General features: G+C 66.3%; 23 protein-coding genes and 1 tRNA gene. 6 read left to right on the forward strand and 18 right to left on the reverse strand.

Going from position 1 to position 26,955, the window contains the following annotated elements; genetic code table 11:
* Positions 1-38 precede the first annotated feature (38 nt).
* The 3 genes from AC4ELS_RS12385 to AC4ELS_RS12395 all read left to right on the forward strand — a co-directional run bounded on the left by AC4ELS_RS12385 (position 39) and on the right by AC4ELS_RS12395 (position 4,529).
* A complete protein-coding gene (locus AC4ELS_RS12385) occupies positions 39-752 on the forward strand; it encodes a TetR/AcrR family transcriptional regulator (protein ID WP_499047568.1) in 714 nt (237 codons plus the stop codon).
* Between the two features lie 268 nt (positions 753-1,020).
* The gene (locus AC4ELS_RS12390) at positions 1,021-2,664 is read left to right on the forward strand and encodes a PE-PPE domain-containing protein (protein WP_499047570.1); all 1,644 of its coding nucleotides are present in this window, start codon (positions 1,021-1,023) and stop codon (positions 2,662-2,664) included.
* A 206-nt stretch (positions 2,665-2,870) separates the two neighbouring features.
* Complete coding sequence (locus AC4ELS_RS12395) at positions 2,871-4,529, forward strand: PE-PPE domain-containing protein (protein WP_499047572.1); 1,659 nt, start codon at positions 2,871-2,873, stop codon at positions 4,527-4,529.
* On the opposite strand, the gene AC4ELS_RS12400 is transcribed toward AC4ELS_RS12395, so the two are convergent.
* The gene (locus tag AC4ELS_RS12400) at positions 4,526-6,187 is read right to left on the reverse strand and encodes a DUF7937 domain-containing protein (protein ID WP_499047574.1); all 1,662 of its coding nucleotides are present in this window, start codon (positions 6,185-6,187) and stop codon (positions 4,526-4,528) included. The two genes, AC4ELS_RS12395 and AC4ELS_RS12400, sit on opposite strands and share 4 nt — an antisense overlap.
* A 183-nt stretch (positions 6,188-6,370) precedes the next feature.
* Between AC4ELS_RS12400 and AC4ELS_RS12405 the strand changes: the two genes are divergently transcribed.
* Positions 6,371-8,272, forward strand: coding sequence for a DUF7159 family protein (locus tag AC4ELS_RS12405; RefSeq protein ID WP_499047576.1), 1,902 nt, complete (start codon positions 6,371-6,373; stop codon positions 8,270-8,272).
* Between the two features lie 134 nt (positions 8,273-8,406).
* Positions 8,407-8,631 carry a hypothetical protein gene (locus AC4ELS_RS12410; protein WP_498885790.1) on the forward strand — a complete coding sequence of 75 codons (225 nt, stop codon included), beginning with the start codon at positions 8,407-8,409 and terminating at the stop codon, positions 8,629-8,631.
* Between the two features lie 16 nt (positions 8,632-8,647).
* Here the strand turns inward: AC4ELS_RS12410 and AC4ELS_RS12415 are convergent, their stop codons facing one another.
* Together AC4ELS_RS12415 and AC4ELS_RS12420 are read right to left on the reverse strand one after the other, a co-directional pair.
* Positions 8,648-9,856 carry an RtcB family protein gene (locus AC4ELS_RS12415; RefSeq protein WP_498885792.1) on the reverse strand — a complete coding sequence of 403 codons (1,209 nt, stop codon included), beginning with the start codon at positions 9,854-9,856 and terminating at the stop codon, positions 8,648-8,650.
* 321 nt (positions 9,857-10,177) lie between these two features.
* A tRNA-Tyr gene (locus tag AC4ELS_RS12420) sits at positions 10,178-10,260 on the reverse strand.
* 200 nt (positions 10,261-10,460) lie between these two features.
* Between AC4ELS_RS12420 and AC4ELS_RS12425 the strand changes: the two genes are divergently transcribed.
* Entirely contained in the window at positions 10,461-10,952 is a 492-nt protein-coding gene (locus AC4ELS_RS12425; protein ID WP_463791023.1) for a YajQ family cyclic di-GMP-binding protein, read from the forward strand.
* 51 nt (positions 10,953-11,003) lie between these two features.
* On the opposite strand, the gene AC4ELS_RS12430 is transcribed toward AC4ELS_RS12425, so the two are convergent.
* The 15 genes from AC4ELS_RS12430 to AC4ELS_RS12500 all read right to left on the reverse strand — a co-directional run bounded on the left by AC4ELS_RS12430 (position 11,004) and on the right by AC4ELS_RS12500 (position 26,887).
* The gene (locus AC4ELS_RS12430) at positions 11,004-12,173 is read right to left on the reverse strand and encodes an MFS transporter (RefSeq protein WP_498885794.1); all 1,170 of its coding nucleotides are present in this window, start codon (positions 12,171-12,173) and stop codon (positions 11,004-11,006) included.
* A complete protein-coding gene (locus AC4ELS_RS12435) occupies positions 12,170-13,513 on the reverse strand; it encodes an LLM class flavin-dependent oxidoreductase (RefSeq protein WP_498885796.1) in 1,344 nt (447 codons plus the stop codon). The genes AC4ELS_RS12430 and AC4ELS_RS12435 overlap by 4 nt, the downstream gene beginning before the upstream one ends.
* A 7-nt stretch (positions 13,514-13,520) precedes the next feature.
* Positions 13,521-14,378 carry an ABC transporter permease gene (locus AC4ELS_RS12440; RefSeq protein WP_499047577.1) on the reverse strand — a complete coding sequence of 286 codons (858 nt, stop codon included), beginning with the start codon at positions 14,376-14,378 and terminating at the stop codon, positions 13,521-13,523.
* Positions 14,371-15,189, reverse strand: coding sequence for an ABC transporter ATP-binding protein (locus tag AC4ELS_RS12445; RefSeq protein ID WP_498885800.1), 819 nt, complete (start codon positions 15,187-15,189; stop codon positions 14,371-14,373). Before AC4ELS_RS12445 ends, AC4ELS_RS12440 begins: the two co-directional genes overlap by 8 nt.
* Complete coding sequence (locus AC4ELS_RS12450; RefSeq protein ID WP_499047579.1) at positions 15,186-16,217, reverse strand: ABC transporter substrate-binding protein; 1,032 nt, start codon at positions 16,215-16,217, stop codon at positions 15,186-15,188. The genes AC4ELS_RS12445 and AC4ELS_RS12450 overlap by 4 nt, the downstream gene beginning before the upstream one ends.
* 147 nt (positions 16,218-16,364) lie before the next feature.
* Positions 16,365-17,177, reverse strand: a complete 813-nt coding sequence (locus AC4ELS_RS12455) for a DUF3298 domain-containing protein (RefSeq protein WP_499047581.1) — start codon at positions 17,175-17,177, stop codon at positions 16,365-16,367.
* Between the two features lie 9 nt (positions 17,178-17,186).
* Complete coding sequence (locus AC4ELS_RS12460) at positions 17,187-17,873, reverse strand: Rv1363c family protein (protein ID WP_499047583.1); 687 nt, start codon at positions 17,871-17,873, stop codon at positions 17,187-17,189.
* A gap of 25 nt (positions 17,874-17,898) precedes the next feature.
* Complete coding sequence (locus tag AC4ELS_RS12465; RefSeq protein ID WP_448443655.1) at positions 17,899-19,149, reverse strand: MlaD family protein; 1,251 nt, start codon at positions 19,147-19,149, stop codon at positions 17,899-17,901.
* Entirely contained in the window at positions 19,146-20,411 is a 1,266-nt protein-coding gene (locus AC4ELS_RS12470) for an MlaD family protein (RefSeq protein ID WP_499047586.1), read from the reverse strand. Before AC4ELS_RS12470 ends, AC4ELS_RS12465 begins: the two co-directional genes overlap by 4 nt.
* Complete coding sequence (locus AC4ELS_RS12475) at positions 20,408-21,526, reverse strand: MCE family protein (RefSeq protein ID WP_499047588.1); 1,119 nt, start codon at positions 21,524-21,526, stop codon at positions 20,408-20,410. Before AC4ELS_RS12475 ends, AC4ELS_RS12470 begins: the two co-directional genes overlap by 4 nt.
* Complete coding sequence (locus AC4ELS_RS12480) at positions 21,523-22,596, reverse strand: MlaD family protein (protein WP_498885811.1); 1,074 nt, start codon at positions 22,594-22,596, stop codon at positions 21,523-21,525. The genes AC4ELS_RS12475 and AC4ELS_RS12480 overlap by 4 nt, the downstream gene beginning before the upstream one ends.
* Entirely contained in the window at positions 22,589-23,644 is a 1,056-nt protein-coding gene (locus AC4ELS_RS12485; protein ID WP_499047590.1) for an MlaD family protein, read from the reverse strand. Before AC4ELS_RS12485 ends, AC4ELS_RS12480 begins: the two co-directional genes overlap by 8 nt.
* Positions 23,641-25,158 (reverse strand): MlaD family protein, encoded by a 1,518-nt coding sequence (locus tag AC4ELS_RS12490; protein ID WP_499047591.1) that lies wholly within the window; start codon positions 25,156-25,158, stop codon positions 23,641-23,643. The genes AC4ELS_RS12485 and AC4ELS_RS12490 overlap by 4 nt, the downstream gene beginning before the upstream one ends.
* On the reverse strand, positions 25,159-26,016 hold the full coding sequence (locus tag AC4ELS_RS12495) for an ABC transporter permease (RefSeq protein WP_064886807.1): 858 nt from the start codon (positions 26,014-26,016) through the stop codon (positions 25,159-25,161).
* A 1-nt stretch (position 26,017) separates the two neighbouring features.
* Positions 26,018-26,887 carry an MlaE family ABC transporter permease gene (locus tag AC4ELS_RS12500; RefSeq protein ID WP_064886806.1) on the reverse strand — a complete coding sequence of 290 codons (870 nt, stop codon included), beginning with the start codon at positions 26,885-26,887 and terminating at the stop codon, positions 26,018-26,020.
* Positions 26,888-26,955: the final 68 nt, after the last annotated feature.

The following is a 26,955-nucleotide window of genomic DNA, read 5'->3' on the forward strand; positions in this document are numbered from 1 at the left end:
AAGGTCTGCGTGCCGGTGACGCCACTACACTGCAACCCATGGGTAGACCGCCGGTGGCCCCCGGTGCGCACGAAACGCCGGAGCCCACCGCGAAGCCCCGCGGGCAGCGCACGATCCGCGGACTCGATGCCGAGCAACGTCGTGCCCATCGCCGCGAACAACTGTTGACGGCGGCCTTCGAGCTGATCGCCCGCGACGGGTACCCGAACACCTCGATCGAGCAGATCTGCCAGGCGGCGTATGTCGGCAACAAGGCGTTCTACGAGGTGTTCGACAGCAAAGAGGACTGCTACCTGGCCCTGCTGACCCAGATCGCAGAGCGCATCGAGGAGCAGGCGGTCGCAGCGCTGGCCGACGCCCCCGATGATCCCGACGTAACCGTCCATCGCCTGCTGTCGGCGTTCGCCCACGCACTTGTCGACGATCCCCGAGTGGCCGTGGTGGCATTCGGTGAATGCGCCGGGATCTCGCCGCGGGTCGAACGGGCCCGCCGCGAGAATCGGCGCTGGACCGCTGCCTTTCTCGAAGAACTGTGGCGGCAACGCGAGTTTCCCTGCCTACCCGAGAACGGCGCGGTGGACTACCACGACCTGGCGGTGTCGACCGTGGGCGGTTTGTTCGAGAGCGTGGCCGACTGGTTGCACCAAAGAGAGACCATGAGCGACTCGCCGCCGACCATCGACACCCTGATCGGCACCATGACGACGTTCGTCTCGGTGGTTCGCGCCGGGATCGCAGCGACGGCCCGCTGAAACCGCACCCCTTATTGCAACAAGAGTTCTTGTTTCAAAAAATGGCTCTTGTCACAACTCGCTACCCGCTGGTAACTTTCCCGCAGCACGCGAAGTGGCGCCCGTCACATTTCCCTGTTGACACGCTGGTCGCGGGCCCGAGATTCGGCCGTGCCATCCGGGCGGCCGCTCACCACCATGAGGAAAGCGGGAACAGATGAGGGGTCGGGGGGAGTCGTCGCGCGGTGCGCGCCGGCAGCGCGGTTCACGTCGTTGGGGATCGATGTTGATGGCAGGCGGAGTGGTCGTCGCCGTATCAGCCGGGGTCAGCGTCAGCACTCCATCCGCCGTCTACAGTGCGGCGGTCCGGCTGGTCGGCACCACGATCGGCGTCGGGCCCTCGTTCGACGGATTCGGGTTGAGCATCCCGCTGTTCTTCTACGGCAGCACGGTGCCCGAGGGCGACTCGTTCCACACCGTCCCCTACCCTGCGCAGATCAACGTCGACATCCCGATCATCTCCGATCTGCCCGGGCTGTCCGACATTCCGTACTGGCCGCACTCGCTCAAACGGTCAGAGCAGATCGGAGCGGGCTACCTCCAGCAGGACATCGCCGAGACACCGGCCGACGACAAGGTCACGATCATCGGCATGTCACAGGGCACCGAGGTGGCTGAGATCGTGCGCGCCGAGATGGCCAAAGACCCGGATTACGTTGCCAATGCCGACAATTACGAGTTCGTCTTCATCGGCGATCCGTACCAGCCCAACGGCGGCATCCTGGCCCGCTTCACCTCGTGGAGTGATGTGCCCGTGCTCGGCGACGTCTTCCCACTCGGCCGACCAGGACCGTCGGACAGCCCGTTCAAGACGACCTACTACCAGAACCAATACGACGGCTTCGCTGATTTCCCGGCCTATTTCAACGTGCTGTCCGTTGCCAACGCCGTCGCCGGGATTCTGTTCCAGCACGTCTTTCCCGGCTACGTGCTGGAACATCCCGACGCCCCCAATGCCGTGACCACCCAGGTCGGCAACACCACCTACGTGATGCTGCCCCAGTACCTTCCACTGCTGGCACCGCTGCGCATACCCGCATCCCTGATCGGCGCGGAACGCTTCGTCGACGCGATGGATCCGGTGCTGCGGGTGTTCGTCGAGATGGGCTATGACCGCACCGCAGATCCCAGCCAGGTCAAGGAATTCGGCTGGATCACCCCTGACGAGAAGATCCACGAAGCTCTGCAGGCGTTGCCCGGTGCGTTCGAGCAGTCACTGGCGATCCTGGCCGGCGAGAAGTACACCCCGACCCTGCCGCAACCCGTCGTCTCCGGCACCGAACCCGAAACCCCGGTGACCCAACATCCGATCGACCCGGTCGGCACCTCGCCGTTCGAGCAAGGTGTGCGCCACTCGGTGGAGGACGTGGCGGCGGCCTTGTCGGATGCAACCCGACCGCTCGCGAAGGTACTGCAGGCCATCGGCGAGGCAACGGCACCGAAGACCGTCAAGCCGGCTGACGGCACCACTCCGGTGACCGCCAGGGTGACGGCCGAGGTGGCCGCCGAGTCGGACCCCGTGGCGAAGGACGAAGCCAAAGACGACGCCGAGGCCAAGACCGAGAGCGACACCACTCCGAAGCCCAGCCCACTGAGTCGGCACCAGCGGGCGCGAACAGATTCTCCCCAAACCGATTCGGCGCAGCGACGATTGAGAGCGGTCCCGGATGCCGACGGTTCCGGGAAGCGCGACCCGAGCACCACGCCCGACCGCACGTCGACCCGTGAGCGGGGAGCGAGCGCGGTGTCGGGAACCGATCGCTCCGACCGGGCGTCGGTTCGATCAGCGAGGCGCGCCGCAAAGCAGCCCGCGCACCCGGCAGACGGTCAGCGCGAAGGGAATTCAAAGCGCGCGAACGCGCACGCAAGTTAGCCGTCACCGCCTCCTGAAGGATTTCGTCGACGGTGTTGCCAGCACCGTCGACGAATCTTCGTTTGCCGCAACAACTCTTGGCCGTCATTTCCCGAAAGAACGGCACAACCCCCGTTCGAGAAGTTGCCGCGAACTTGCAGTGGACCGCTGTTTTCGCTGGTAACTTCCGGTCCCTGTAAGCACCACATCGGGGAAAGGTGCAGGCTATGAAGGGTCGGGGTCGACGAGGGGTGCCGCCGCGCCGTGCACGCCGGTGGGGAGTGATGGTGTTCGCCGGCGGCGTCGTCGTCGCGGTATCGGCGGGGGTCACCGTCAGCACCCCGACAGCCACCTACAGTGCCGCGGTGCAACTGGCCGGAACGACCCTCGGTGTGGGGGCGTCCTACGACGCGTTCGGTCTGAGCATCCCGATGTTCTTCTACGGCAGCATCGTTCCCGAAGGCGACTCGTACCGCACAGTCCCCTATCCGGCGCAGATCAGCATCAGCATCCCGGTGATCTCGGATCTGCCGGGTTGGTCCGACCTGCCGTACTGGACACAGTCTTTGAAGCGGTCCGAGGCGATCGGTGCCGGTTACCTCCTGCAGGACATCGCCAGGACGCCGGCGGGCGACAAGGTGACGATCATCGGCGTATCGCAGGGCACGCAGGTCCTCGAGATCGCGCGTACCGAGATGGCCAAAATTCCGAATTATGTGGCCAATGCCGAGAATTACGAGTTCATCCTGCTCGGTGATCCGTATCAGCCCAACGGCGGCATCCTCGCCCGCTTCGCGTCCTGGAGCGATCTGCCGGTGCTGGGTGACATCTTCCCGTTCGGCCGGCCGGGACCGTCGGACAGCCCGTTCAAAACCACGTTCTACCAGAATCAATACGACGGCATCGCCGATTTCCCGGCCTATTTCAACGTGCTGTCCATCGCGAACGCCCTTGCCGGGCAGGTCTTTGAGCACGCCTTCCCCGGCTACGTGCTGGAGTACCCGGACGCCCCCAACGCCGTCACCACCCAAGTCGGCAACACCACCTACGTGACGCTGCCCCAGTACCTTCCGCTGCTGGCGCCGTTGCGCATACCCGCCGCGTTGATCGGCGCGGAACGCTTCGTCGATGCCATCGACCCGGTGCTGCGGGTGTTCGTCGAAATGGGATACGACCGCACCGCAGACCCCAGCCGGGTGAAGGAATTCAGCTGGATCGCCCCCGAAGAGAAGTTCCACGAAGCTCTGAACGCGTTGGTCGGTGCGTTCGAGCAGTCACTGGCGATCCTGGCCGGCGAAAAGTATGTTCCGACCCTGCCCCAGCCCGTCGTCTCCGACGCCGATCCGGACACCCCGCTGCCCGAGCACCCGGCCGATCCGGTGCGCGATTCACCGTTCGAACAAGCGCTGCGACAGGTGGTGGTCGATGTGGGGGCGGCATTGACAGACGCGACCAGGCCGCTGGCGAAGGTGTTCCAAGCTCTCGGTGCCAGGACGCCGACGCAGCAGAAGGTCGTTGAGCCGAGTGATGCCGACCAGGCCGCGCCCAACACTCCGCCCAACACTCCGCCCAAGGCCGCACCCAACGCTGCGCCCGCTGCGACCGACCAGGCCGACCAGGCCGACAAGGGAGACACCGGCAGTCCCGTCGCTGCGCCGAAGTCCACCGCCCCCAGCCGTGTCGGTCGGCCCACAAGAACCCAACCGGACGCGCCACGCACCGGTGTGGCGCCACGGTTGAAGGCGGTCCCTGGGGCGAAGGGTTCCGACCGGGATTCGGTTCGCTCGGCGATCCGTTCAACGGTCGGCTCGGCCAAGAAGGCCCCGAAATCCCCGCACTCTCAGCGCCATCGCCCCTCACAGCACCGGAGCGACCGCGCGGGTTAGCCCTGCGACGGCGGGTGCTGCGGACGACGCTGGATCCGCAGCGCCTGTGTCGGCACCTGCAGATCGGTGGTCGGCGGGGCGGCGAGCGTGGTCGTCGAATCCTCTTTCAGACGAACAATTCTCGGCACCGACGCCGCCCGGGGCTGCCGAACGATGGTCGGCGGTGCGGATACCTCGGCGGCGGGCTTTGACGGCACGATCTCTGTGGGCGGTTCCGGGGTCACCGGCTTGGCCGCGCGGGTTTGGCGGCGCACCAGGTAGCCGGCGAACGGCCCGGTGAACACCATGACCGCCAACACGAGCAGGCTCAACACGCACACCGCGACGTCGAAAGTGCTGGTGATCTGCTGGGCGAGGTTGTTGCCGTAGATCGCCGCGGGCGCCGGCCCGGAGTAGCGCGGCGCCAGGGCCACCCCGATGGCCACGTTCGCCGCGGTGAAGACGAACAACACCGCGCTGAAGGCCGCGGCCACGGTCGTCGACGTCAGCCCCCTGTCGAGCTGGCGGTGCAGCCACCGCGCGACCAGCGCGGTCACCAGGTTGAACACCGTCATCGCGACCGTGTCGTACAGCGCGCGCGGGAGGTCGAGCGACAGGGCGATCAGGAAATCGACGACCCGCAGTGCCGCCGCCGCGAACGCCCAGAAGGCGATCAGCGTCAGGCACTTCTGCGCGGCACCGCGGTAGGCGCCGATGGTCGGCGGCCTGATCAGGAAGACGGCGTACAGCGTCGTCGGCGCCACGATCGCGGCGGCCGCGGCCCAGGCGAGGTAACCCTCGTAGCCCACCGCCGCCGTCGAGGTGTTCTGGGCGATGCCGTGAAACGCATCGATGTCGCGGCCGATACCGGCCAGCCACACCAGGGTGGCGGCGACCGCGCCCGAGACACCGATGGCCGTCGTGGCCAGCCGGGCTGCCCCGGTCCGCTCGGTCAGCCACCGTGAGGCGATCACGAGCGCGATCATCGCCTCCGCCCCGTAGAGCAATGTGGTGACGATGACGGCGATGTCGTGCCCGCCGAACTCGACCTGGGCGACGAACAGGTACCGCAACCGCCAGTAGAGATTGAACGCGACCGACAGCGTCGCCAGCGCGATCGACAGAAAACCGATCACCCGCGCAATGGCATACCAGCGTCGAAACTTGTTGTCCTCGACGGTGATCGACGTGATGGGTGGCTGTCCGGCCAGCAGAGCGCCCGCGACGCCGAGCAGCATGCCCGGGCCGACCCCCGGCGGGACGGCCCCGGTGCCCCCACCACTCACCGTCTGCACCACGTGATAGCCGGCGAAACAGATGACCACCACCAGGTAGGCGGCGGTGAGCACGAACCGGACGCGACTGGTACGCCCCACGTCGGATTGGCTTGAGCCGAGGCGGAACGGTCCCACGTGCGGCGCCAGCGCGGCCGCGACTGCGAGCACCGTCACGATGGCCAACATCACAAACGTCGACCCGGCGCTGCCGGGCACGCCGACGCCGAATTCCAGGTTCCACGGGAGCAGCATCGCGATGACGAGCAATGCCACGGCGAGGCCGTCACGTACCCGGTTGGTCCGGGTAGGTACGTAGCCGACCCGCCCAGGACGCTCCGCCGCCGGCGCGGCCGTGGTCGCCACCTGGACGGTGGCGGACGCGTCGTAACGCTCGTCGCTCACGTACCGATTCCTCTCTATGAGTGACATCGCAACGGACCCAACCAGCGTGCTCACTTTTGCTCCGGCGCACAAGCAGTGCTGGCAGCCGCGGTCGTTCGGCCACCAAGGTAGGCCCTGGCTGTGCGGTAGCTTGGATTTGTCTGTCGGGGCCCGTACAACATGCACAAAGCAAGGAGAAGAACCGTGGACGTAGTCCTCGGGGTGGCGGTCACCGGGCGTGTGGCGCGCTTGGCCATGATCGGATCGCCCGCGAGCGGCGGCCAGGTTCTGGATCAGTACGCGCTCGACCTGCCCGATGACTTCGTGGCCGAGATGTCGGAGCTTGCCGAGACCATCATCGGCACCTACCGCGCGGTGACCGAGTCGGGCAACCAGGTTGCCGCGACCCGGCTGTGCCTGCCCGACGAGACGGCCGCCGACACGCTGCGCCAGACCGTGCTCGACGCCGGAGTGCCGAACGTCGAGGTGGTGGCGGAAGCCGAGGCCGCCGCGGCCCTGGCCCGCAGTGTGGGCGCTGACGCCGCATTGCTGGTGGCCGACGATGACACGGTGTCGCTCACCGTGGTCGGCGAAGAGGATGCCGCGCCGAGCTCGACGTTGGCCACCATCCCGATCGGCACCGCCGGGGCCGCCGCTGCGTGCGCGGCAGTGCTCAAGCGGGTGTCAGCCGACGACGCCCCCAGCCGGGTGCTGTTGGTCGGACAGCGACTCGATCTTGATTCTGTTGCGGCAGAGCTTCGTTCGACGGCACCGGTCGAGGTGGCACCGGATGCGGGCTATGCCATCGCCCGGGGTGCGGCCCAGTTGGTCGACGACCTCGCACCGGCAAGTGCGTCCACCCAGATGGCGCCCGTCGTCGGGGTGCCACAGGATGCCACCCAGATGGCCCCCGCTGCTTCGGATGCCACCCAGATGGCCCCCGCTGCTTCGGATGCCACGCAGATGGCACCGGCTTCGGACGCGACGCAGATGGCACCGATGGCTCCTGCCGCCGAGGCCACCCAGATGGCACCTGCCCCCGCAGATTCCGCGGCCGTCGGACCTGATCTGGCGTACTCGCAGGACCCCGAGGACCAGCTATGGGCCGACGAGATGCCGATGGACGCGGTCAACGAGTTCATCCCCGAGCAGGAGGATGACCCCGACTACACGACCGTCATCGCACCGCCGCCGCCACGGATGCTGCTGATGGGCAGCGCCCTGGCCTTCGTCGTGGTGAGCTTCGCCACGCTGGCCACCGCGGTCGCGATCAACGTCCGGCCGACGGCCGACGTACGCGCACAGCCTGCGCCCACCGAGCAGGCGGCGACGGTGCCCGGCAATTACCTTCCGCCGGTCCCGCACGAGCCGGATCCGGTGGCGCTGCCCGTCTCGGTGCTGACCCCGCCGCCCGCTGCTCCGGCCGCGCCCAAGGTGCGCCAGGACACCGGCAACCAGCCGGTCAACCAGGTTCCTCCAGTAGCCCCACCCGTCGCGCCCCCGGTCCAGCCCGCTCCCGCGCCGATCGCTCCACCCGCACCGGTGCCCATCCCGATTCCGGTGCCCGTTCCGATCCCGCTTCCACCGGTCGTATGGCCGACGGTGCCGACCTGGACCCCGCCGACCACCACGGCACCGCCCACGACAACCGCGCCGCCCACAACAACGACGGCTCCCCCGACCACCACCACGGCACCGCCGACGACGACTACGGCGCCACCCACCACCACGGCACCGCCCACCACCACGGCACCACCTACGACGACCGCGCCTCCGACCACGACGGTGGCTCCGCCGACCACGACGGTGGCGCCGACCCGTACGTCGGAACCTCCCATCGAGGTACCGACCCACACCGTGCCGACCTACACGGCACCGGTCGAACAGCCCACCTACCAGGCTCCGGTGACGACGGTGGCGCCGCAGTCGCCGTTTGGTGGAGGTGAGTCCCCATATGGGGGTGGCTCGTCGTCCGGCGGTAGCTCGTCCAGTGGCGGGTCATCCAGTGGCGGATCGTCGGGCGGCGGCCTCTTCGGTGGTGGAAGTGGTTCTGGGAGCGGCAGTTACGGTGGCTCGCCGGTGACGACGATGCCCACCAGCCCATAGCCGTTCAGTAGTCGTGGCTCGGGCAGGCGACGTCGACGTCGACGGTGACGAAGGTCGTCGGGCCGGGCTCCTGATTGGCGGGATTGAGCGATTACCTTGGACTCCGATGCCCCTCACCCGAAAGGAACGCGCTCGTGGCCAAGAAGCGGTGGAATGACCTGACCCCTAGAGCCAAGACGGCCGTGATCGCGGTGGCGGCGGTAGACGCCGGCCTGCGGGCCTGGGCGCTGCGTGACCTCGCCGGCCGCGACGCGAGCCGGATCAACGGACCGAAGTGGTTGTGGGGCAGCGCCCTCGGGATGCTGACCACCTCCGGCGTGCTGCCCGTGGCCTATCTCGTTGTCGGACGTAGGTCCTGAACCCCGAGACCAGGACCTACATGCCCTTCACGTTGAGCACCTGACGGAGTTCGTGTTCGATCTCGATCAGGCTCGCGGCGTCAGCCATCACCACGTCGATGTCCTTGTACGCGTCGGGGATCTCGTCGACCCACGCCTCGCCGTGGCGGTATTCGATGCCCTGCATCCGCTGCGCGAGATCGTCGGCCGTGAACCGGCGACGTGCCTCGTTCCGGGAGAACCGCCGGCCGGCGCCGTGCGGAGCTGAGCACAACCCGGCGGGATTTCCCTTGCCGCGCACCACATATGACCGCGTTCCCATGCTGCCCGGGATCAGGCCCATGACCCCGGTGTGCGCGTCGATCGCCCCCTTGCGGGTCAACCACACCTCGCGCCCACCGTGGTGTTCCTTGCGGGTGTAGTTGTGATGAGTGTTGATTCGCTCGACCTCGAAATCGCCCGCCGTCTTCGGCTGGTCCAGATGGGCATAGCCCATCCACGCGGCGAACACCCACATGTAGCGGTCCATCATCTCGGCACGGTTCTCGAAGGCGAACCGCTGCGCCCAGTTGAGATCCCGCAGATAGCCGCCGAACTCCGGCGTGCCCTGAGGAAGGTAGGCCAGGTCGGGGTTGGGCAGGTCGATCCACCACCGCTTCATCAGCTTCTGCGCAATCCTGATGTGCTTCTGCGCGATCTTGTTTCCGACCCCACGGGAGCCGGAATGCAGGAACAGCCACACCCGGTCAGCCTGGTCCAGGCACAGTTCGATGAAGTGGTTGCCGCCGCCGAGGGAGCCGAGCTGCTCACGCCACTTGGGCGAGTGCGACAGATCGATCCCGCCGTCCTTGGCCAGGTGCTCGAGGTCGGTGATGCGGCCCGCCGTGAACGGGAACCGGGCGAGCGTGTCGTTGTAGTTGCCCGGCGACAGCGGGATCGCCGTCTCGATCGCCGTCCGCAGCGCCGCCAGATCACGACCCTGGATGTCAGCAGCGGTGAACTCGGTGCGGGCCGCGATCATCCCGCAGCCGATGTCGACACCGACGGCCGCCGGAATCACGGCGTCGATCGTCGGGATGACGGTGCCGACGGCCGACCCCTTGCCGCTGTGGGCATCAGGCATCAAGGCGACATGAGGATGCACGAACGGCATCGAGGCGGTCTGCTTCGCCTGCTCGATGGTGTTGTCGTCGATGTGGCTGGCGAAGTTCAACAGCTTGTGGTCGACGACGCGATGCGTAGTCATGACGTCGATTCTGCCGATGCTGTCGAATGCTTTGTTTGTCCTCGCTCACTGGCAGGTCACGTCGCGAACACATCGAGCATGTACCAATTCAGATCCTCGAAGTAATGCAAATAAGGCCCCCACGTGGTGACGGCACCGCGCCGAAGTGGACTTCCGTCGGGGAACGTCACAATGCTGACTTCTTCGCCTCCGTCAGGCAGGCGTACGAACAGCGAGTCCCGATGAACTCGAACTGACAAGTAGTTTGTGCGCACGGGGCTCATGGCTCCGCGGCGCAGCCAGAAACCAAACAGGCCCCCTCGAAAGGGGGCCTGATCAGGGTGGCAGATGCAGGATTCGAACCTGCGTAGGCGTAAGCCGACGGATTTACAGTCCGCTCCCATTGGCCGCTCGGGCAATCTGCCTGGTTTCGCCCCGCCCCGTTTCCGGTTTGGTGCGAATAGCAGGGTACAACGAGGACCTACCCAAGTTACAAACCGGCAGGCCAGGTGTGACGAGCGCGTCGCCACAGCAGCCCGCGTGTGGTGCGGGCAGCAAGGTGCGACGAGGATGTACCTAAGCTACAAACCGGCAGCATTCACCGAGGGAAGAGGAGAGGCGTCCAATGGCGGATTCCAGCTTCGACGTCGTCAGCAAGGTCGACCGGCAGGAGGTCGACAACGCGCTCAACCAGGCCGCCAAGGAACTGTCCACCCGCTTCGACTTCCGCGGCACCGACACCACCATCGCCTGGAAGGGCGAGGAGTCCATCGAGCTGGTCAGCTCCACCGAGGAGCGCGTCAAGGCCGCGGTCGACGTGTTCAAGGAGAAATTGGTCCGCCGCGACATCTCGATGAAGGCCTTCGACGCCGGCGACCCGCAACCCAGCGGCAAGACCTACCGGGTGTCCGGCGACATCAAACAGGGCATCACCAGCGAGCAGGCGAAAAAGATCACCAAGATCATCCGCGACGAGGGCCCCAAGGGCGTCAAGGCGCAGATCCAGGGCGACGAGATCCGGGTCAGCTCGAAGAAGCGCGACGACCTGCAGGCCATCATCGCCCTGCTCAAGGGTTCCGACCTCGACGTGGCGCTGCAGTTCGTCAACTACCGCTGAGGTCGAGTGTGAACAAGATCGCGAGATCTTCGAGATATCTCGCGATCTTGTTCACGTTGGGCGCCAGACGGGGATGAACCGGTGCATGGTGGCCGCCCCGGCGCACGACACCGCGCCCAGGACGGCCGCCGCAACGCCCAGCGGCGCCACCGCCGCCACCCCTCCGACCGCCAGCGGCCCGAGGAACATGCCGCTGTCGTGCATGAGCCGCCAGGCGGCCAGGAACTCGGCCCGGGTTGCCGTGGGCGCGACGTCCGCACCCAGCGTCATGATGACGCCGTTGCCCAGCCCGTTGCCCACACCCATCAGCACCGCCACGGCCGTCATGCCGATGACCCCGGCGGCGAACGGCAGTGCGAACAGCGACGCACCGATCACCACGAGCGAAGGCACCGCCATCGCCCGCCGCCCGTAGCGGTCCATCACCACACCGGACGGATACGAGCACAAGAGGTCGGCCAGTGCCCCGATGCCGAACACCACCGAGGCGGTGGCCGCACTCAGCCCGATGTGATCGGCCCACAGCGGCAGCACCGCATCCCGAGACGACCGCGCCGCCCCCATCATCAGCGCGCCCAGGCCGAGGGTGCCCAGCAGCGCGCGGTGTGTACGCACGATCTCGGCGAGCCGGGCACCGCCGGGCACCGCTCCCTCGGCGCGTGGCGGATCGGCCAGCCGGGCCATCAGATACCCCGACACCACGAGGCCGACCAGCTGCACGAGGAAGCCACCATGGGTTCCGACGGCCAGGATCACCGCGGCCCCGATGAGCGGCCCGATGAAATAGCCGAGCCGCCACGTCATGGCGAACAGCGCCATCGCGCGGGCCCGCCGCTCGACACCCACAGCCTCGGCCAGATAGCTCTGCCGCGCCAAACCCCATACCGCACTGGAGAACCCGGTCAGCAACACGCCAATGCCGAGGACCGGTGGATTCCAGGCGATCAGGCACAGCAGCACGCCCGCGGTGCCGAGCGAGGACCCGACGATGATGGAACTACGCTCGCCGAACCGGGCGACCATCCGCCCGGCCGGCAGGTCGCCGCACACTGCACCGAGGCCGACGAGCGCGACGATGAACCCGGCCACTCCCACCGATGCGCCCAGATCCCGTGCGACGAGCGCGATCACGGGTGCGCCAGCGCCCTGCCCGATCCCGAAGATCGCGGACGGCAGGAAGACCGTGGTGGCCAGAGAGCGCAGCGGGACGCCCTCGCTCACGCGCTGGTTTCAGCCGCCGTCGCCGTGTAACGGCTGGGCCGGTGCGCCAGCCCGTAATGTCCGCGAAGCGTCGTCGCGGTGTAGTCGGTCCGGAACAGACCGCGCCGCTGCAGGATCGGCACCACCTGCTCGACGAAATCCTCCAGGCCGCCGGGCAGATACGGCGGCATGATGTTGAAACCGTCGGCGGCATCCTCGGCGAACCACAGCTCCAGGTTGTCGGCCACCTGCTCGGCAGTGCCGGCGAAGGTCCGGTGTCCGCGGCCGCCACCGAGTTTGGCGATCAGTTGCCGCACGGTCAGCGACTCGCTGCTGGCCAGATCCTTCACCAGTTGGTAGCGACTCTTGTTGCCCTGGATCTGCTCGATGGGTGGCAGCGCGGGCAACGGTGCGTCGAGCGCGTGCGCGGTCAGGTCCACGCCGAGCATCTGTGACAGCTGACGCAGCGAGTACTCGGGCGAGATCAGGTCGGTGAACTGCTGTTCCAGTTCGAGGGCCGCATCCTCGGTGGGGCCGATGAACGGCACGATGCCGGGCAGGATCTTCACGTCGTCGGCGCTGCGACCGAACTTCACCGCCCGGGCCTTCACGTCGCGGTAGAACGCCTTGCCGTCCTCCACCGAGCGCTGCGCGGTGAAGATCGCCTCGGCGTACCGGCCGGCGAAATCCTTGCCGGATTCCGAGGACCCGGCCTGCACCAGCAGTGGACGTCCCTGCTCCGACCGCGGCGAGTTCAGCGGGCCGCGCACCGTGAAGTGCTCGCCGGCGTGGTCGATCCGGTGCACCCGGTCCGGGTCGGCGAAGATTCCGGTGGACTCGTCGAGGACAAGGGCATCGTCCTCCCAGCTGTCCCACAATGCCGTTGCCACGTCGACGAATTCAGCCGCACGTCGATAACGCCCGGCGTGGTCCGGAATGCCCTGGACACCGAAGTTCGCCGCCTCGTCCTCACCGGCAGAGGTGACGATGTTCCAGCCGGCCCGCCCGCCGCTGATGTGATCCAGCGACGCAAAGCTACGGGCCAGGGTGTAGGGCTCGATGTAGCCGGTGGTGGCGGTGGCGATGAGTCCGACGTGCTCGGTGACGGTCGCCATCGCGGTCAACAATGTGATCGGTTCGAAGATTGCCTGGGTGTTGTGCTTCACCCGCGGCCCCACCGCGAGCCCATCGGCGAAGAAGACCGAATCCAATTTGCCGCGCTCGGCTAGTTGGGCCAGGCGCTGGAAGTGCTTGACATCGGTCAGGTTTCGCACATCGGTGCGGTCGTGCCGCCACGCTGCCTCATGGTGGCCGACACCCATGAGGAAGGCGTTGAGATGAAATTGTCGCGTCATGAACATCCTTTGATCAATTGGTGGCCCGCCAGCCCGACAGCCGCCCTTCGATGGCCACGACGATGCCGTTGAAGATGACGCCCACCAGGGCGATGGTGACGATCCCTGCGTACATGTTGGGAATCTGGAAGTTCAGCTGCGATGCCGTGATCAGGTAGCCCAATCCGGCCTTGGCGCCGACCATCTCGGCGGCGATGAGGACCAGGATCGAGGAAGCCGCCGCCATGCGCAGGCCGGTGAAGATGGTCGGCACTGCCGCGGGCAGGATCACCTTCTGGAACAGCCGGACCGGGGAAAGTCCGAGGGAACGCGCCGATTTGATCAGCAGGGGGTCCACGGTGCGTACCCCGGAGATGGTGTTGAGGAGGATCGGGAACGACGCCGCGTAGATCACCAGCGCCACCTTGGAGGTTTCCCCGATCCCCAGGATGAGGATGAACACCGGCAACAGCGCCAGTGCGGCGGTGTTGCGGAACAACTCAAGGATGGGGTTGAGGAACTCCGCGACCGGCCGGTACCAGGCGATCGCCACGCCGAGCGGGATGCTGATCACGATCGCGATGGCCAGGCCGATGAGAGCACGCGACAGGCTGGCCGAAACATGTTCGGCCAGTTGGCCGTTGCCCAGGAGGGTGAACCAGGCGCTGACGACCTCGGAGAACGGCGGCAGGAAGACCTTGTCCACCAGCCCGATCCGTGGCGCGACCTCCCACAGACCCAGGAATGCGGCGACGACCACGGTGGGACGCAACAGGCGCCACGCGAGGGTCTGCAGCCGGCGGCCGCGCCGCTCGGGCTCCGGCGCGGTCGGTGCCGGGGCTGGAGTTTCGACGTGCGACTCGGCTGGGGCTACCGCGATGGCGCTAGACATGTTGAACCTCCTCGGACCGGGCGCGTTCCACCTCGTCGTGCAGTAGCGACCAGATGTGATGGCGTTGCGCCCGGAATCCCTCGCTGGAACGGATGTCGTCGGTGCTGCGGTCGATGTCGACGTCGACGATCTTCTTGATCCGACCCGGCCGCGACGTCAGCACGGCGACCCGCTGGCCGAGATACAGCGCCTCGTCGATTCCATGGGTGATGAAGAGGATGGTTTTGCCGGTGGCCTGCCAGATCCGCAGCAGCTCATCCTGCAGGGATTCCCGGGTCTGGGCATCCAGCGCGGCGAACGGTTCGTCCATCAGCAGCACCTCGGGGTCGAACGCCAGGCTGCGGGCGATCGCGACGCGCTGCTTCATCCCCCCGGACAGTTCGTGCGGGTAGCGATCGGCGAAGCCCTGCAGCCCGACCAGCTCGAGATACTCCTCGGCCCGCCGCCGACGCTCGGCCGTCGGTAACCCTTTCGCCTCCAGGCCGAATTCGATGTTCTTCCGGGCAGTGCGCCACGGCAGCAGGGCGTACTGCTGGAAGACGATGCCGCGGTCAAGGCCGGGACCGGTGACCGGTGTGCCGTCGAGCAGGATCTCCCCCGACGTCGGCCGGGTCAGTCCGCCCAACAGGTCCAGCAGCGTCGACTTGCCGCAGCCGCTCGGGCCGACCAGCACCAGGAACTCACCGTCCGCCACATCGATGCTGATGTCCTGGATCGCGGTGAAGTGGGTCTTCTCACCACGGATCGCGAACTGCTTGGTCACGTGCCGCAGGCTCAGCTTGGGTGACGCATCCTCGGAGTGGGTACTCACTTGTGCGCCAACGCTTTCCCATCAGGACCGCTGCCGTCGGGATAGGTTCCGTTGGCGTACGGGTTGAACTCGTTGGTGTAGAGGTCCTTGGCCTTCAACTGCCCCTCCTTGAGCTCGCCATTGCGCACGAGCCAGTCGATCCAGGTCTGCAGCTCACGTTCGGCGATCACCGCGCCGGGCACCGGAATACCTGAGCTGCGCCAGTATTCGATCGACTGTGTGTCCTCGTTGCGCTTGCGCTTGTCGATGATCTCGCGGAACTTGGCGACCACCTCGTCACGCGGGGTCACCTGGGTCCACCGGATGGCCCGCGCGGTGCCCTGGACGTAATCGGCCACTGCGTCCCGGTTCTTGGCCAGGAAATCGTCACGGACCACATAGGTGCCGTAGCTGAACGCCCCGAACAGTGATTTGTCGGTGAACAGCGGCCGGATCCCGCCGCGCTCCTGGGCGGTCTCCCGCCAGATCCCGTTGAGCGCCGCGACATCGATCTGCTTCTCGCGCAGTGCCTGCTCGGTGTTGACCGGCGGCACCACGGTGAGGGTCACGGTCTTGATCTCGTCGTTGGTCAGCCCCTCCTTGGCCAGCCATTCCCGGGTGAGGAATTCATGGTGGGCACCAAGGGTATTCATCCCGACCTTCTTGCCGATGAGGTCGCGCGCCGAGTGGATTGGGCTGTTCTCCAACACGAAGTACCCGGTGTATTCGCCCTCGTCGGCGCCGTAGGAACTGAGCACCGAGGTGATCGGGGCGCCGGCGGCGTTGAGCTTGACCACCGCGCCGTTGAACGCCTCACCCACGTCGATGTCGCCGGTGGCCACCGACTGGATGTCCTGTGGTCCGCTGGTGGTGTTCCCCACCCAATCGAGCTTGATCTTGTCGTAGTAGCCGAGGTCCTCGGCCAGTTCCTGGAATCGAACCTCTCCGGCCCAGCCCTGATAGCGCACCACTGTCTTGCCGTCTTCGGTGCGCGCGGACTCACCGGACGAGCCACACGCGGTCAGTACCAGCACGAGTGCACTGAGCATCGCGAGTACCGAACTGATTAGGCGCATGGCCGTTGCCCCCCATGGAGTCGCACTGATTGGTGCGGCTCATGGTGGCAACAAATCGGGGTCGGGTAACCCTTTAGCCTCGCGAAGAATCGAAAGGCTCGACGGCTTCCGGCCTGACGGTCAGGCGCCGCCGTACTGCGGCTGCAGCACCGGGGCGAGCGCGGAGAGCGGGATGTGCGCCTGCACTGTGCCGCCGTCCATCGACCACTGCATCCGGCCCGGGGTGAAATCGACCGGGGAGTCACGGCCGACCGGATAGTCCGGCATGTAGAGGATGAGCTCGTCCTGGGTCAGCGCCCAGGCCTTGTAGCCGCCCGAGTACACGTTGTTCGGGGTCCAGCGGTCCGGGGTAAACGGGTAGGTGCCGGGCTGGTGCGGCGGCGGCGCGGCATCGAGCGCCGCGACGATGAACGGTTCACCCAGGCGCGGGATCTCAGCCCGGTGGTCGATGCCCGCTTTGAACAGGTCGGCCAGCTGCACCTGCCTCCCACCGGCGAATGTGAAGGTGCGGTAGGCGTCGCTGACGATGGGCGCGTTCGGGTGTGAGAGCGCGTCGGTACCGACCGTGCCGGAGTACATCTCGTGGAAAACAGCCGTCGTCGCGTCGCCGTGCTGGAAGATCTCGAACTGCTCCTCACCGAAGCTGTCATGGGCCATCTTCTGCGCGGCGTTGCGCCAGTTGTTCATCAGGTTGGTCAGGTACTGCCGGATGACGGGGTTTTCCACCAGGTCGCCGGGCAGCGCCAGCTTGATGTCCCGAACCGCCTTCCGGTCCGAGGTCACCGACGTGTGGCAGGCCTGCCCGTCCCACTGTCCGGCCAGTTCGTCACAGAACGTTGCCGCCGAGGCCGCGGCGGACGGGGCGACCGTGATGGCCACCGCCGAACCTGCCACCACGGCCACCGCGCCGATCAGCTTGCCGATGCGCAACATGTCAATACCTCAGGGAAGTTCCACTTTGCTTGCCCGCCACTGCCCGTCGACCTTCTCCATCGTCATTTTGATGCGGCTGCGGTCGATCCGCGGATCGGGCACGGTGCTGTTGGCCACCGACTGGTCGACGAACAACAACACGACGACCTTATCCTTGCTCGCCGACTGCACCGCCGACTGCACCACCACGCCGTGTGCGGTGGCCTTGTTGTCGATGAGCAGTTGGCGCAGTTGCATGCTCGACTGCGAGTACATGTCCTTGAACTCACCGGTGGCACCGGCCAGGACCTGGTTGAAGTTCTCGTCGACCTTGTTGGAGTCGATACTCGTCAAGACCTGGGCATAGTTGACCGCGGCATCCTGCGCCTGCTGGCCGGCCTGTGCCACCTGCTTGGTCTGCCACAGCTGCCACCCGAGGAAGCCCGAAAGCGCCAGGGATGCAGCGACGACGACGGCCACGACCCCGACGAGCGCCCAGCGGCGCCGGCCCCGTGACGTCGCGTCCGAAGATTCGGGCTCTGCCGCCTCTTCTGCCTCGTCTTCGTCCTTGGCTTCTTCGTCGGCCTCCGTCTCGGCGTCTGACTCGGTGTCAGAATCAGCGACCTCTTCGGCCGTCTCTTCGATACCGATCGCGTCGTCGACGGTCTCGGTCTGATCGTCGTCGGTCTTCTTGTCCGTGGTCACAGTCACCGTCATCTCCTTTGGGGTGAGGTTGGGTGGATTAGCGGGGCGGCTCGATCGGCAGGGTCGGGCCGCCGTAGGGCGTGGGAATGGTGTAGCGCCCCTTGGGTGTCGGGTCGGTGGTGCGCCCGAGGTCGGCCCCGGGCGGCGGGCCCGCGGTGTCGTCACCTGCCGGACGCGGCGCATTCTTGGCGCCACGAACCAGCACACCGGGGTGGTCGTCGCGACAATACGTGTACATGTAGGGCTCCGGATAGTCGGCCGACGCCGGTGGCCGGCGCGGTGTCCCGTAGTCACACGTATAGCGCGGATAGATGTCAGCCGTTGCCCACAGCCCGTTGTCGTGCATGACGCTGCCCAGCGCGTCGAGCACCGAGGTGCGGTAGTTCGGGAACAGTGCATTCAAGGCGGGCACCCGCAGATACAGCAATTGCGAAGTGCTGGCGAGGCTCCCGAGCAACTGCACCATGGTGTCGGAGTTGTCGGTGAACAGGTTGTCGACCGAGTTCAACGCTCCAGGGGTCTGATTCGTCAGCCGGCGGAAGCCCTCACGCATCTTGTTGATCCCGTCGAACGACGAGTCGAGGTTGTCCGACGCGACGGCGATCCCGGCGTTCTTCTCCGACATCAGGTTGAACACCACGCGGCTGTTGCGCAGCATGCTCACCGTCTCGGGCAGCACCGAATCCAGGGTGGACAGCAGGAATGTGCCGCCGTCGATGACGTCTTTGAGCTTGCCCGGCCCAGCCTGCGACATGCTCAGTTCCCGGCGGATCACTTCCAGCTTGGCGGTATCGACCTGGGCCAGTGCGCCGTCGGCGTCGGCGAGCAGCTGGGCCAGGCTGACCGGCACCGTGGCCTTGCCCAGACCGATCACACTGCCGTCGGTGAGGAACGGGCCGTCTGCCGTGTTGGCCGCGAAATCGATGTACTGCTCACCGGCCGGTGACAATCCGGACACCCGGACATCGCTGGACTTCGGGATGGAGACTGCCGAATTCACGTTGACGACCGCGCTGACCCCGGCGGGTGTGATGTTGAGTCGCTCCACCCGCCCCACCCGCACGCCGCGCAACGTGACGTCCTGGTTGGGCAGCAGGCCGGCGGATTCCGGAAGCTCGATGGTGATGCGGTAACTCGAGTCGAACGGCTTGACCCGCAGCGCCCCGATCATCAGGTAGGCGCCGGCCACCACCAGGGTCATCACCAGCGCGCCGGCCGAAAGCCAGGCGCGACGCCGATACCCGGCCCGGACCACGCCGACGACGAAGTCGGCCAGTGAGTTGATCATCGCGGCACCTCCGCCGCCGGCACCGGCGCCGGTGGCTCAGCGGGAGCAGCCGGCGGCTCACCCGGGGGTGGCTCCGGAGGAGCCGCGGGTGCCGGGACGATCTCACCGGGCTCGGTCGGGCTGGGAATCACCGGCATCTGCGGTACCGAAGGGCCACGACCCACGACGCGCTCCTGCAGCCGCAACAACGTGTACTGCAGCGAGCCGACCAGCTGATGCCAGTTGTAACGCTTGGGGCCGTGCAATCCGGGATCACCGCCGAACCCGATATCGGGAATCGATCCCAGAACCAGCCGGTCGATGCTGGCGCGCACCGAAAGGCCGCTGCCGGACGTCGCTTTCACCAGGGGCGGCATCAGCCGGTTGAGCGCGTACAGCGAGGCGTCCGGGGACAGCGCGACATCGTTCCACGCGCCCGCCACCTTGTTGGCATCGGCGATCACGCTGCGCCCGCTGGTGTCGGTACCCGCGATCGACGGGAACTTGCGCAATTGCGCAGAGGTGTCGCCGATCTGGGTGATCAGGTCGGCGATCTGGGTGGTGTGCTCGGCCAGTGTGTCGGTGGCCGGCCCGGCGGCATCCATCAACTCACTGACGGTCTGGTTCTTCTCGTCGATCTGCTTCAACAGCCGCGAGGTCTCGGTCATGGCGGTCGACAGCTGGTCGGAGCGCGCATTCAGGGTGCCCAGCGTGTGGTTCGTCTTGGCGATCAGATTGCCGAACGCCTGACCCTGATCACCGGTGGCCTTGCCCATCCCGTTGATGATGTTGGTGAAGTTGCGCACGGCGCCACCGTTGACCAGGATCGCCGCCGAGCCCAGCAGTGATTCCACGGTCGCGGCGGCGCGGGTGTCGTCCAGACCGATGGTGTCGCCGTTCTTGAGGAGCGGCGCGTTCGCGTCGACTGGGCTCGGCGGCCTGACCGAGACGAACACGTCGCCCAGCGGTGTCGCCGAACGCAATTCGGCGGTGGTGCCGTGGGGCAGACGGACCCCGTCCATGATGCGCAGGGTGGTCACGGCGGTGTAGTCCTTGGCCACCATCGACTCGAGCTCACCCACGTCGGCACCGGCCAACTTCACCTTGGCGTTGGCCGGCAGGTTCAAGGCGTTCGAGAACACCGCGGTCAGCCGGTAGCCGCCAGAACCGACACCGGGTGCCGGCAACGGCAGGCTGGCCAGGCCTTCGGACGCGCATCCCGACACGGCCAGACATGCCGTCATCACCACCGGCAGAACGTATTTACGCCACGGTCGTTTCATCGCTGCCCCATCGCCGCCATGCCGTCGAGCATGTAGGAAAGCCCGAAGTCGGGACCGAAGTCCTGCACCGTTCCGGTGCTGCAGCCGAGCTGCCGCAGTCCCATCATGTTGCAGACCTCCTTGACGGTCTGCGAGTCGAACAGCACCTTGTCCACCAGGACGTGTGCCCGCGCCGAGCCGTTGTTCTGATCGACGATGTTGTAGATGTTGTCCAGCGTCAACGGGGCCAGATCGAGGAACTCCGCGAGGTCGCGCCGCTGGTCCACCGTCGTGGTCAGCGCGGTATTGCCGTTGAGGACAATCTGTTTCACCTCTTCGCGGTGGGTCTGCAATACCTCGCCCACCTGGGTGATCACCTCGTTGATCTTCTTGCCGGTGGTGCCGCTGCCGAAGTTCTCGTCGGCCAGGATCTGGCTGAGTTGGCGCACTGACGAACCGAATTCCCGCAACGTGGCGTCGTTGCGGGAGGCGGCTTCGAACAACGAGCTCAAGTTCCGCACGATCGTGGTGAGCTGGTCGCGGGTCACCGCTCCGCGATCCGAACTGAGCCGCAGCGCGTCCGACAGTTCACCGAGGGCGTCCTTCATCTGCTGCCCGTTGCCGTCGGCGATCGCCGCACTGGCGTTGACGACATCGGCCAGCGGTCCGTTGCCCTTGCCGTCGCCCTTCAGCGACGAGGACAACTTGTCCAACACATCCAGCACCCGGGCGAACTCGACGGGTGTCTTGGTTCGGTTCAGGCCGATCGTGTCGTGATTCTGCAGCGTGGCCCCACCGTGGTAAGCCGGGGTCAGCTCGATCTGGCGGTCGGTGAGAATCGAGTTGGAGATGGTGACCGCCTGCGCATCAGCCGGGACCGAAACGTCCTTGTCGACGGTGAACTCGACCTCGACGTAATTGCCCTTGGGCGTGATCTTGGTGACCTGACCCACCTGCATACCGAGCACCGCTACCGTGTTTCCCTCGTAAAGGCCTGCAGCACTGTCAAATTGCGCCGTCACGGTGATGGTGCCGGTCCGATTTTTCAGAAACCACCAGCCCGCGCCGGCCACCGCCGCGACCAGCACGGCACCGGCCACGCACAGCGCGGCGATCTTGCTCCTGAACACGCTCATTGGCAGTCCTTGTAGTACTGGATCATGTTGAACTGCTTGGCCCGGCCGCTGATCGCACACATCCAGGAGTCGATCAGCAGCCCGTTGCCGACGTGCATCTCCCCGGCGTTGCCGTTGCCGGTGGCGTTGGCGAGCCCGCGCAGGGCCACCGGGCCGGACTGCAGCGTGCTGCGTAGCAGATCGTCATGCTGCCCCAGCATGTTGGACAGGTCGCGGAGGTTGGTGAGCAGCTGCTCGAGCTGCGGCCGGTCGTCGATCACGATGCCGGTCAGCGTCTGGACCAGATTGGTCAGGGCCGCGAGCATGGCCTGAAATGAGGCCCGGCGCATGACGAACTCGCCGACCAGGTCGTTGCCCTGGTCGACCAGGTTGCCGATCGTGGCCTGCTGGCGACGCAGCGTGTTACCGACCAGATCCGTGGTCTCCAGCAGGGAGCCCAGTTGGTCGCGTCGGTCGGCGATGATGGTCGCCAGCGTGTGCGTGTTCTCCAGTGCCTTGGGCACCACCGCAGGCAGACCCTCCATCTGCTTGCCGAGGATGCCCAGTGTCTGCGCGAACTTGTCGGAGTCGACCTGTTCGAAGGTGGTCGTGACATCGCCCAACGCCTCCTGCAGGTCGTAGGGCACCTCGGTATGGGTGAGGTCGAAGGTGTTGTCGGGCAAGGAACCCGTGCCCGCCGGCTGCAGGGCCAGATAGCGAGATCCCAGGATCGTGGTGATCTTGATGACTGCCCGGGAGTCCTGTCCGAGCGGAACATCGTCGCGCACCTTGAGCTTGGCCTCGACGTGGTCACCGGCCAGCTTCATGCTCCTCACCTCGCCCACCGGCATGCCTGCGACGGTGATCGGGTTGCCGGCCTTGAGCGCAGCAGCCTGCTGGAAGCGCGCGGTGTACTGCCGGTAACCGACATCAGCCACCTTGACGATCAGCATCGCCCCGATCAGCACGGTCACCACAGCGATCGCCATCATCCCGAGCCACGTCCGGTTGTAGCTCTCCAGGGGACGCCGCTTCTTCTTCGGCTTCTTCGGCGCCGGCGGATTCTCGGTCTTCGTCAGCTGATCAACCATTGGCCATGTTCCTGCATTTCGGGGTGTACTGCGCCTTGTTCCCCGGGGTGGCCGCGTCGACGATGATCGGTGTGACGTCGTTGAGACCAGGGAAGAATCCCGTCGCGTTCAGATCGCATGCATAGGTGGTGGCGTAGGCACCCTCGTTGGTCATCCGGGCGAATCCCTTGAGCAGCAACGGCAAGTTGGCGCCGGTGAAAGCCAGCTGCGGTTCGATCCCCACCATGTGTGCGGCGAACCCGGGCTGCCGGGTCACTAGTTCGTTCAGCGACGGATACACCTGGTCACTGATGGACGACAGCTGCTGCACCACCTTGGAGATGGAACCCAGGGAGTCCACCATCTCGGGCCGGCGAGCATCGAATGTGGCTACCATGCCGCGGGTTTGGGTGATCACCTCGTCCAGGCTGTCGTTGTGTTGCGCCAGGTTCTTGGCCACCGCGTTCAAGTTGTTGATCACCTCTCCGAGTTCCTGATCCCGGCCGGCGAAGGAATCGGTCAACTGCGAGGTCTGGTCGACGAGCGCGACGATCGAGGAGTTGTCGCCTTGCAGCGAGGCGATGACGCCTTTGGTGAGATTGTCGGCGTCGCGGGGATTGAGCACGCTGAACAGCGGCTCGTAGCCGTTGAGCAGGGCCCCGACGTCGAACGACGGATCGGTCTGATCGACCGGGATCGTGCTGCCGGCCGGAAGTGGGCCCGGATCACCGATATTGCCCAGCGACAGGCCGAGATACCGCTGCCCGACGATGTTCTGGTAGGTCACCGAGGCGACCGTCCGGCCGTACATCGGCTGGTTGTCCTGCACCACGAACGACACCTTGGCCAACGCGCCCTGCAGTTCGATCTTCTCGACGCGCCCGACCCGCACGCCGGCCATCCGGACGTCGTCGCCCTCACGCAGGCCGAACACGTCGGAAAACAGTGCGGCGTACGGCACCGTCTTACCGGCCACATCACGGCGCAGCGTGACGTACACCAGCCACGTCAACCCGAGCGCGACCACCATGAAAAGCGACAGGCCGATCATTGCCCCGCGGTACTTCATCGGCCTCCCTCTCCTGAAACTGGTTGCGGCGCCTCGGCGGGCAGCAGTGGACCGTCAGGTGCCGACGCTGCACCGGGTGCGGGAGCCGACCCGGGGACCGACGCCGCCGGCGGTGAACCGGGCGGTCGCGGTGCCACCGGCGCGATCGGCGACAGCGGCACCGGCGGAGGCGGCGTCGGCATGAGTGCGGGGTTCGCCGTCCCCGGCACCGGCCCGGCCGGCGGCATCCACGGTGGCAGCGGCGGATTCGGATCCGAAAGGTCGGGGTTCGGGTTGACCAACGGCGGGCCGACCGCAACCAGATTCCCGTTGGCGCCCAACGCCGTTCCGGGCGGCGGCAGCAGATCCGCCGGCGGTTGATAGTTCTCCGGAAGCAACACATCCGGCAGCGACGGGCGGGTCGGCACCAGTGGGGCGGTGAAGCAGCTGGGACCCTTGAGCCCGGAGTACTGCGGGCAGTCGGCACGGGTGTAGGCGTAGCTCGGTGTCAGCGAAAGGTTCACCCGCATGTTGCCGAAGTCGTTCTCGGGCATCCACACGTGATCGAAGAACTTGCCCGACAGCTGGTTGAGCTTGACGAAGGCCGGCACCCAGTTGTTCGAGGTGTCCGCCAGCACGCCCAGTACCGGGGTCAGGTTCGACGTGGTCTTGACCAGTTGATCGGTGTGGTTGTCCAGCGCGGTGTGGGTGGTCCCCACGGTGTGGATCCCGCCGTTGATCATCGTGTTCAGCTGCGAGCGTTGCTCGACCAGCGTGCGCATCGGCTCCACCGCCTTGTGCAGGGCGTCGAGCAGATCCGGCGCGGTCTGCTGCAGGCCCTGGGTGGCGTCGATCAGAGCGGAGACGGTGGTGGGGCCGGGCTCCGTCGCGACCACCGCGTCGAGCTGATCGATCAACCGGTTCAATTGCGCCCCGCTGGTGAGCAATTCGTTACGGCGGTTCTCGGTCGCGGCGTTCACCGCCGCCAAGATCCCCACTGTCTTGTCCTCACGGCCACGCCCGGTGGCGGCGAGTACGTCGCGCAGCTTGCTGATCGTGGTCTGGAACAACACCGTGGGAAGCTCGGTGTCCTCGGGGATCTGGGCGCCCGCGGAAATGGCGGTGCCCGGACTCGAACCATCTGCCGGCCCGCCGGCGCCATCCACGAGTTGCACCGACGACACCGCGAAGACGTTGCTGGGCACCACGCGTGCGGTCACCGTGTTCGGGATGGACCCGGCGTACTCGGGTTTGAGGTCGATGTGGACGAAGTTCGGGTCGCCGTTGGCGGCGGGGACGACGTCGTCGACCATCCCGACGAGCACGCCGTGGTACTTGACGTCGGACCGCTGCGGTAGACCGTCGCCGACGTTGACCAGCGCCGCCACCACCGGCACCCGGTCGTCCAGCTTCCCGGTGGCCTTCACCAGAAGGAATGTCGAAACCAGCGCTGCCACAACGAGTACCGCGGCTCCACAGCCGAGCAACTGACGGTCGGACGGACCCCGACCATCCATTTCCAGCGAGTTACCCATCTAGCCGCCGAACCTCGCTCCTGAATCGACCGTCCACAGCGCCATGGTGAGCAGCATGTTGACGATCACCACTACGGTGATGCTGGCGCGCATGGCGTGACCGGCGGCCACACCCACCCCTACCGGTCCGCCCGAGGCGTAGAACCCGTAGTAGCACTGCACCGTGGAGGCGATCCACACGAAGATGACTGCCTTCAGCACCGAGTAGAGGATGTCCTGCCCGGACAGCATGAGGCTGAAGTAATGCAGATAGGAACCGGTCGAACCGCCGCTGATCAGGAAGACCACCAACTGGGTGGTCAGATAGCTGACGGCAAGACAGAGCGCGTAGAGCGGGATCACGGCGATCACCGCAGCCATCAGCCGCGTGGTGACCAGATACGGGATCGGACGGATCGCGATGGAATCGAGTGCGTCGATCTCCTCGGCGATGCGCATCGAGCCCAGCTGCGCGGTGAACCGGCAACCGGCTTGCGTCGCGAAGGCCAGCGACGCCGCGATCGGTGCCAGCTCGCGGGTGTTCACCAACGACGAGATGATGCCGGTGGCCGGACCGAGCCCGAGCAGATCGAGAAAGTTGTAGCCCTCGATACCGACGAGTGCACCCATCGTGATGCCCAGTACGACCGCGACCCCGATGGTGCCGCCGCCGACCACGAGTGAGCCGTTGCCCCAGGCGATGTCGGAGAGTAGCCGGACGAATTCACTGCGGTAGTGCCGCAGCACGATCGGTACCGCTGTCAGCGCCCGGACGAAGAACACCATCATGTGGCCCAGCCGCATGACCGGCTTGGAGGCCCGCCGGTAGAGCCGGACCCACGGCGCCAGTAGCGGCGGAACGAATGCCGAGGCCGTCACGTCACAGCCCGACCCGGGGGAACAGCATGATGTAGAGCTGGCTTATCGCCACGTTGACCACCATCAGCAACAGAATCGATTCCACTACCGCCGCATTCACAGAGTTCGCCACACCGGTGGGCCCACCTTTGGTCGACAATCCCTTCTGACACGACACCACCGCGACGATGGCGCCGAAGATCACCGCCTTCACCAGAGCCACGATCATGTCGCCGGTGGTGGCGAACGAGGCGAAGGTTGCCACGAAGCTGCCGGGGGCGCCGTTCTGGAAATAGACGTTGAACAGGAAGCTGGCCAGGAAGCCGACGAAGCACACCACCCCGGTCAGCGCCACGCCGATCATGATGGCGGCGACGAAGCGCGGCACGACCAACCGCTGAATCACCGAGACACCCATGACCTCCATGGCGTCGGTTTCCTCACGCATGGTCCGCGAGCCCAGATCGGCGGTGATCGCCGAACCCACCGCAGCCGCCATGAGGACCGCAGCGACCAGTGACGCGGCCTGCCGGATCACCGCCAGGCCACTGGCCGCGCCGGCCAGTGACGTCGCGCCGACCTGTCCGGCCAACAGCGCGAACTGGATCGAGAGGGTGACGCCGATCGGCAAGGCCACCAGCACGGTGGGCAGCACGGCGGTGCCGGCCATGAACGCGCCCTGCCGGATGAACTCCTGCCACTGGAAGCGGCCCGTCACAAGGTCGAGGAACAGGATCTGGACGGTGCGGACGCCGAGCACGAACTGGTCCCCGACCGTGGCGAGCGACGCCAGCGGATGACGCCGGGCATAACCGGTGGCCCAATTCTCGATGGCGTCGATTCCCCGCTCCGGTTCGACCCCATCGGTCACGCTCTCAGGCGGCGCCGTCATCCTCTCTCATTAAGCAGCAGAACCAGCAAAGATCAACCCTCCCCAAACCGAGGTACGGCCGCTCTCGG

It is taken from the genome of Mycobacterium shunyiense (genome assembly GCF_058270035.1).

Excerpts from the sequence above, each read along its gene's own strand:
- AC4ELS_RS12385 (WP_499047568.1), top strand. The coding sequence starts at position 39 with ATGGGTAGACCGCCGGTGGCCCCCGGTGCGCACGAAACGCCGGAGCCC.
- AC4ELS_RS12390 (WP_499047570.1), top strand. The coding sequence starts at position 1,021 with ATGGCAGGCGGAGTGGTCGTCGCCGTATCAGCCGGGGTCAGCGTCAGC.
- AC4ELS_RS12395 (WP_499047572.1), top strand. The coding sequence starts at position 2,871 with ATGAAGGGTCGGGGTCGACGAGGGGTGCCGCCGCGCCGTGCACGCCGG.
- AC4ELS_RS12415 (WP_498885792.1), bottom strand. The coding sequence starts at position 9,856 with ATGACTACGCATCGCGTCGTCGACCACAAGCTGTTGAACTTCGCCAGC.
- AC4ELS_RS12425 (WP_463791023.1), top strand. The coding sequence starts at position 10,461 with ATGGCGGATTCCAGCTTCGACGTCGTCAGCAAGGTCGACCGGCAGGAG.
- AC4ELS_RS12435 (WP_498885796.1), bottom strand. The coding sequence starts at position 13,513 with ATGTTCATGACGCGACAATTTCATCTCAACGCCTTCCTCATGGGTGTC.
- AC4ELS_RS12440 (WP_499047577.1), bottom strand. The coding sequence starts at position 14,378 with ATGTCTAGCGCCATCGCGGTAGCCCCAGCCGAGTCGCACGTCGAAACT.
- AC4ELS_RS12450 (WP_499047579.1), bottom strand. The coding sequence starts at position 16,217 with ATGCTCAGTGCACTCGTGCTGGTACTGACCGCGTGTGGCTCGTCCGGT.
- AC4ELS_RS12455 (WP_499047581.1), bottom strand. The coding sequence starts at position 17,177 with ATGTTGCGCATCGGCAAGCTGATCGGCGCGGTGGCCGTGGTGGCAGGT.
- AC4ELS_RS12460 (WP_499047583.1), bottom strand. The coding sequence starts at position 17,873 with ATGACGGTGACTGTGACCACGGACAAGAAGACCGACGACGATCAGACC.
- AC4ELS_RS12465 (WP_448443655.1), bottom strand. The coding sequence starts at position 19,149 with ATGATCAACTCACTGGCCGACTTCGTCGTCGGCGTGGTCCGGGCCGGG.
- AC4ELS_RS12470 (WP_499047586.1), bottom strand. The coding sequence starts at position 20,411 with ATGAAACGACCGTGGCGTAAATACGTTCTGCCGGTGGTGATGACGGCA.
- AC4ELS_RS12475 (WP_499047588.1), bottom strand. The coding sequence starts at position 21,526 with ATGAGCGTGTTCAGGAGCAAGATCGCCGCGCTGTGCGTGGCCGGTGCC.
- AC4ELS_RS12480 (WP_498885811.1), bottom strand. The coding sequence starts at position 22,596 with ATGGTTGATCAGCTGACGAAGACCGAGAATCCGCCGGCGCCGAAGAAG.
- AC4ELS_RS12485 (WP_499047590.1), bottom strand. The coding sequence starts at position 23,644 with ATGAAGTACCGCGGGGCAATGATCGGCCTGTCGCTTTTCATGGTGGTC.
- AC4ELS_RS12490 (WP_499047591.1), bottom strand. The coding sequence starts at position 25,158 with ATGGGTAACTCGCTGGAAATGGATGGTCGGGGTCCGTCCGACCGTCAG.
- AC4ELS_RS12500 (WP_064886806.1), bottom strand. The coding sequence starts at position 26,887 with ATGACGGCGCCGCCTGAGAGCGTGACCGATGGGGTCGAACCGGAGCGG.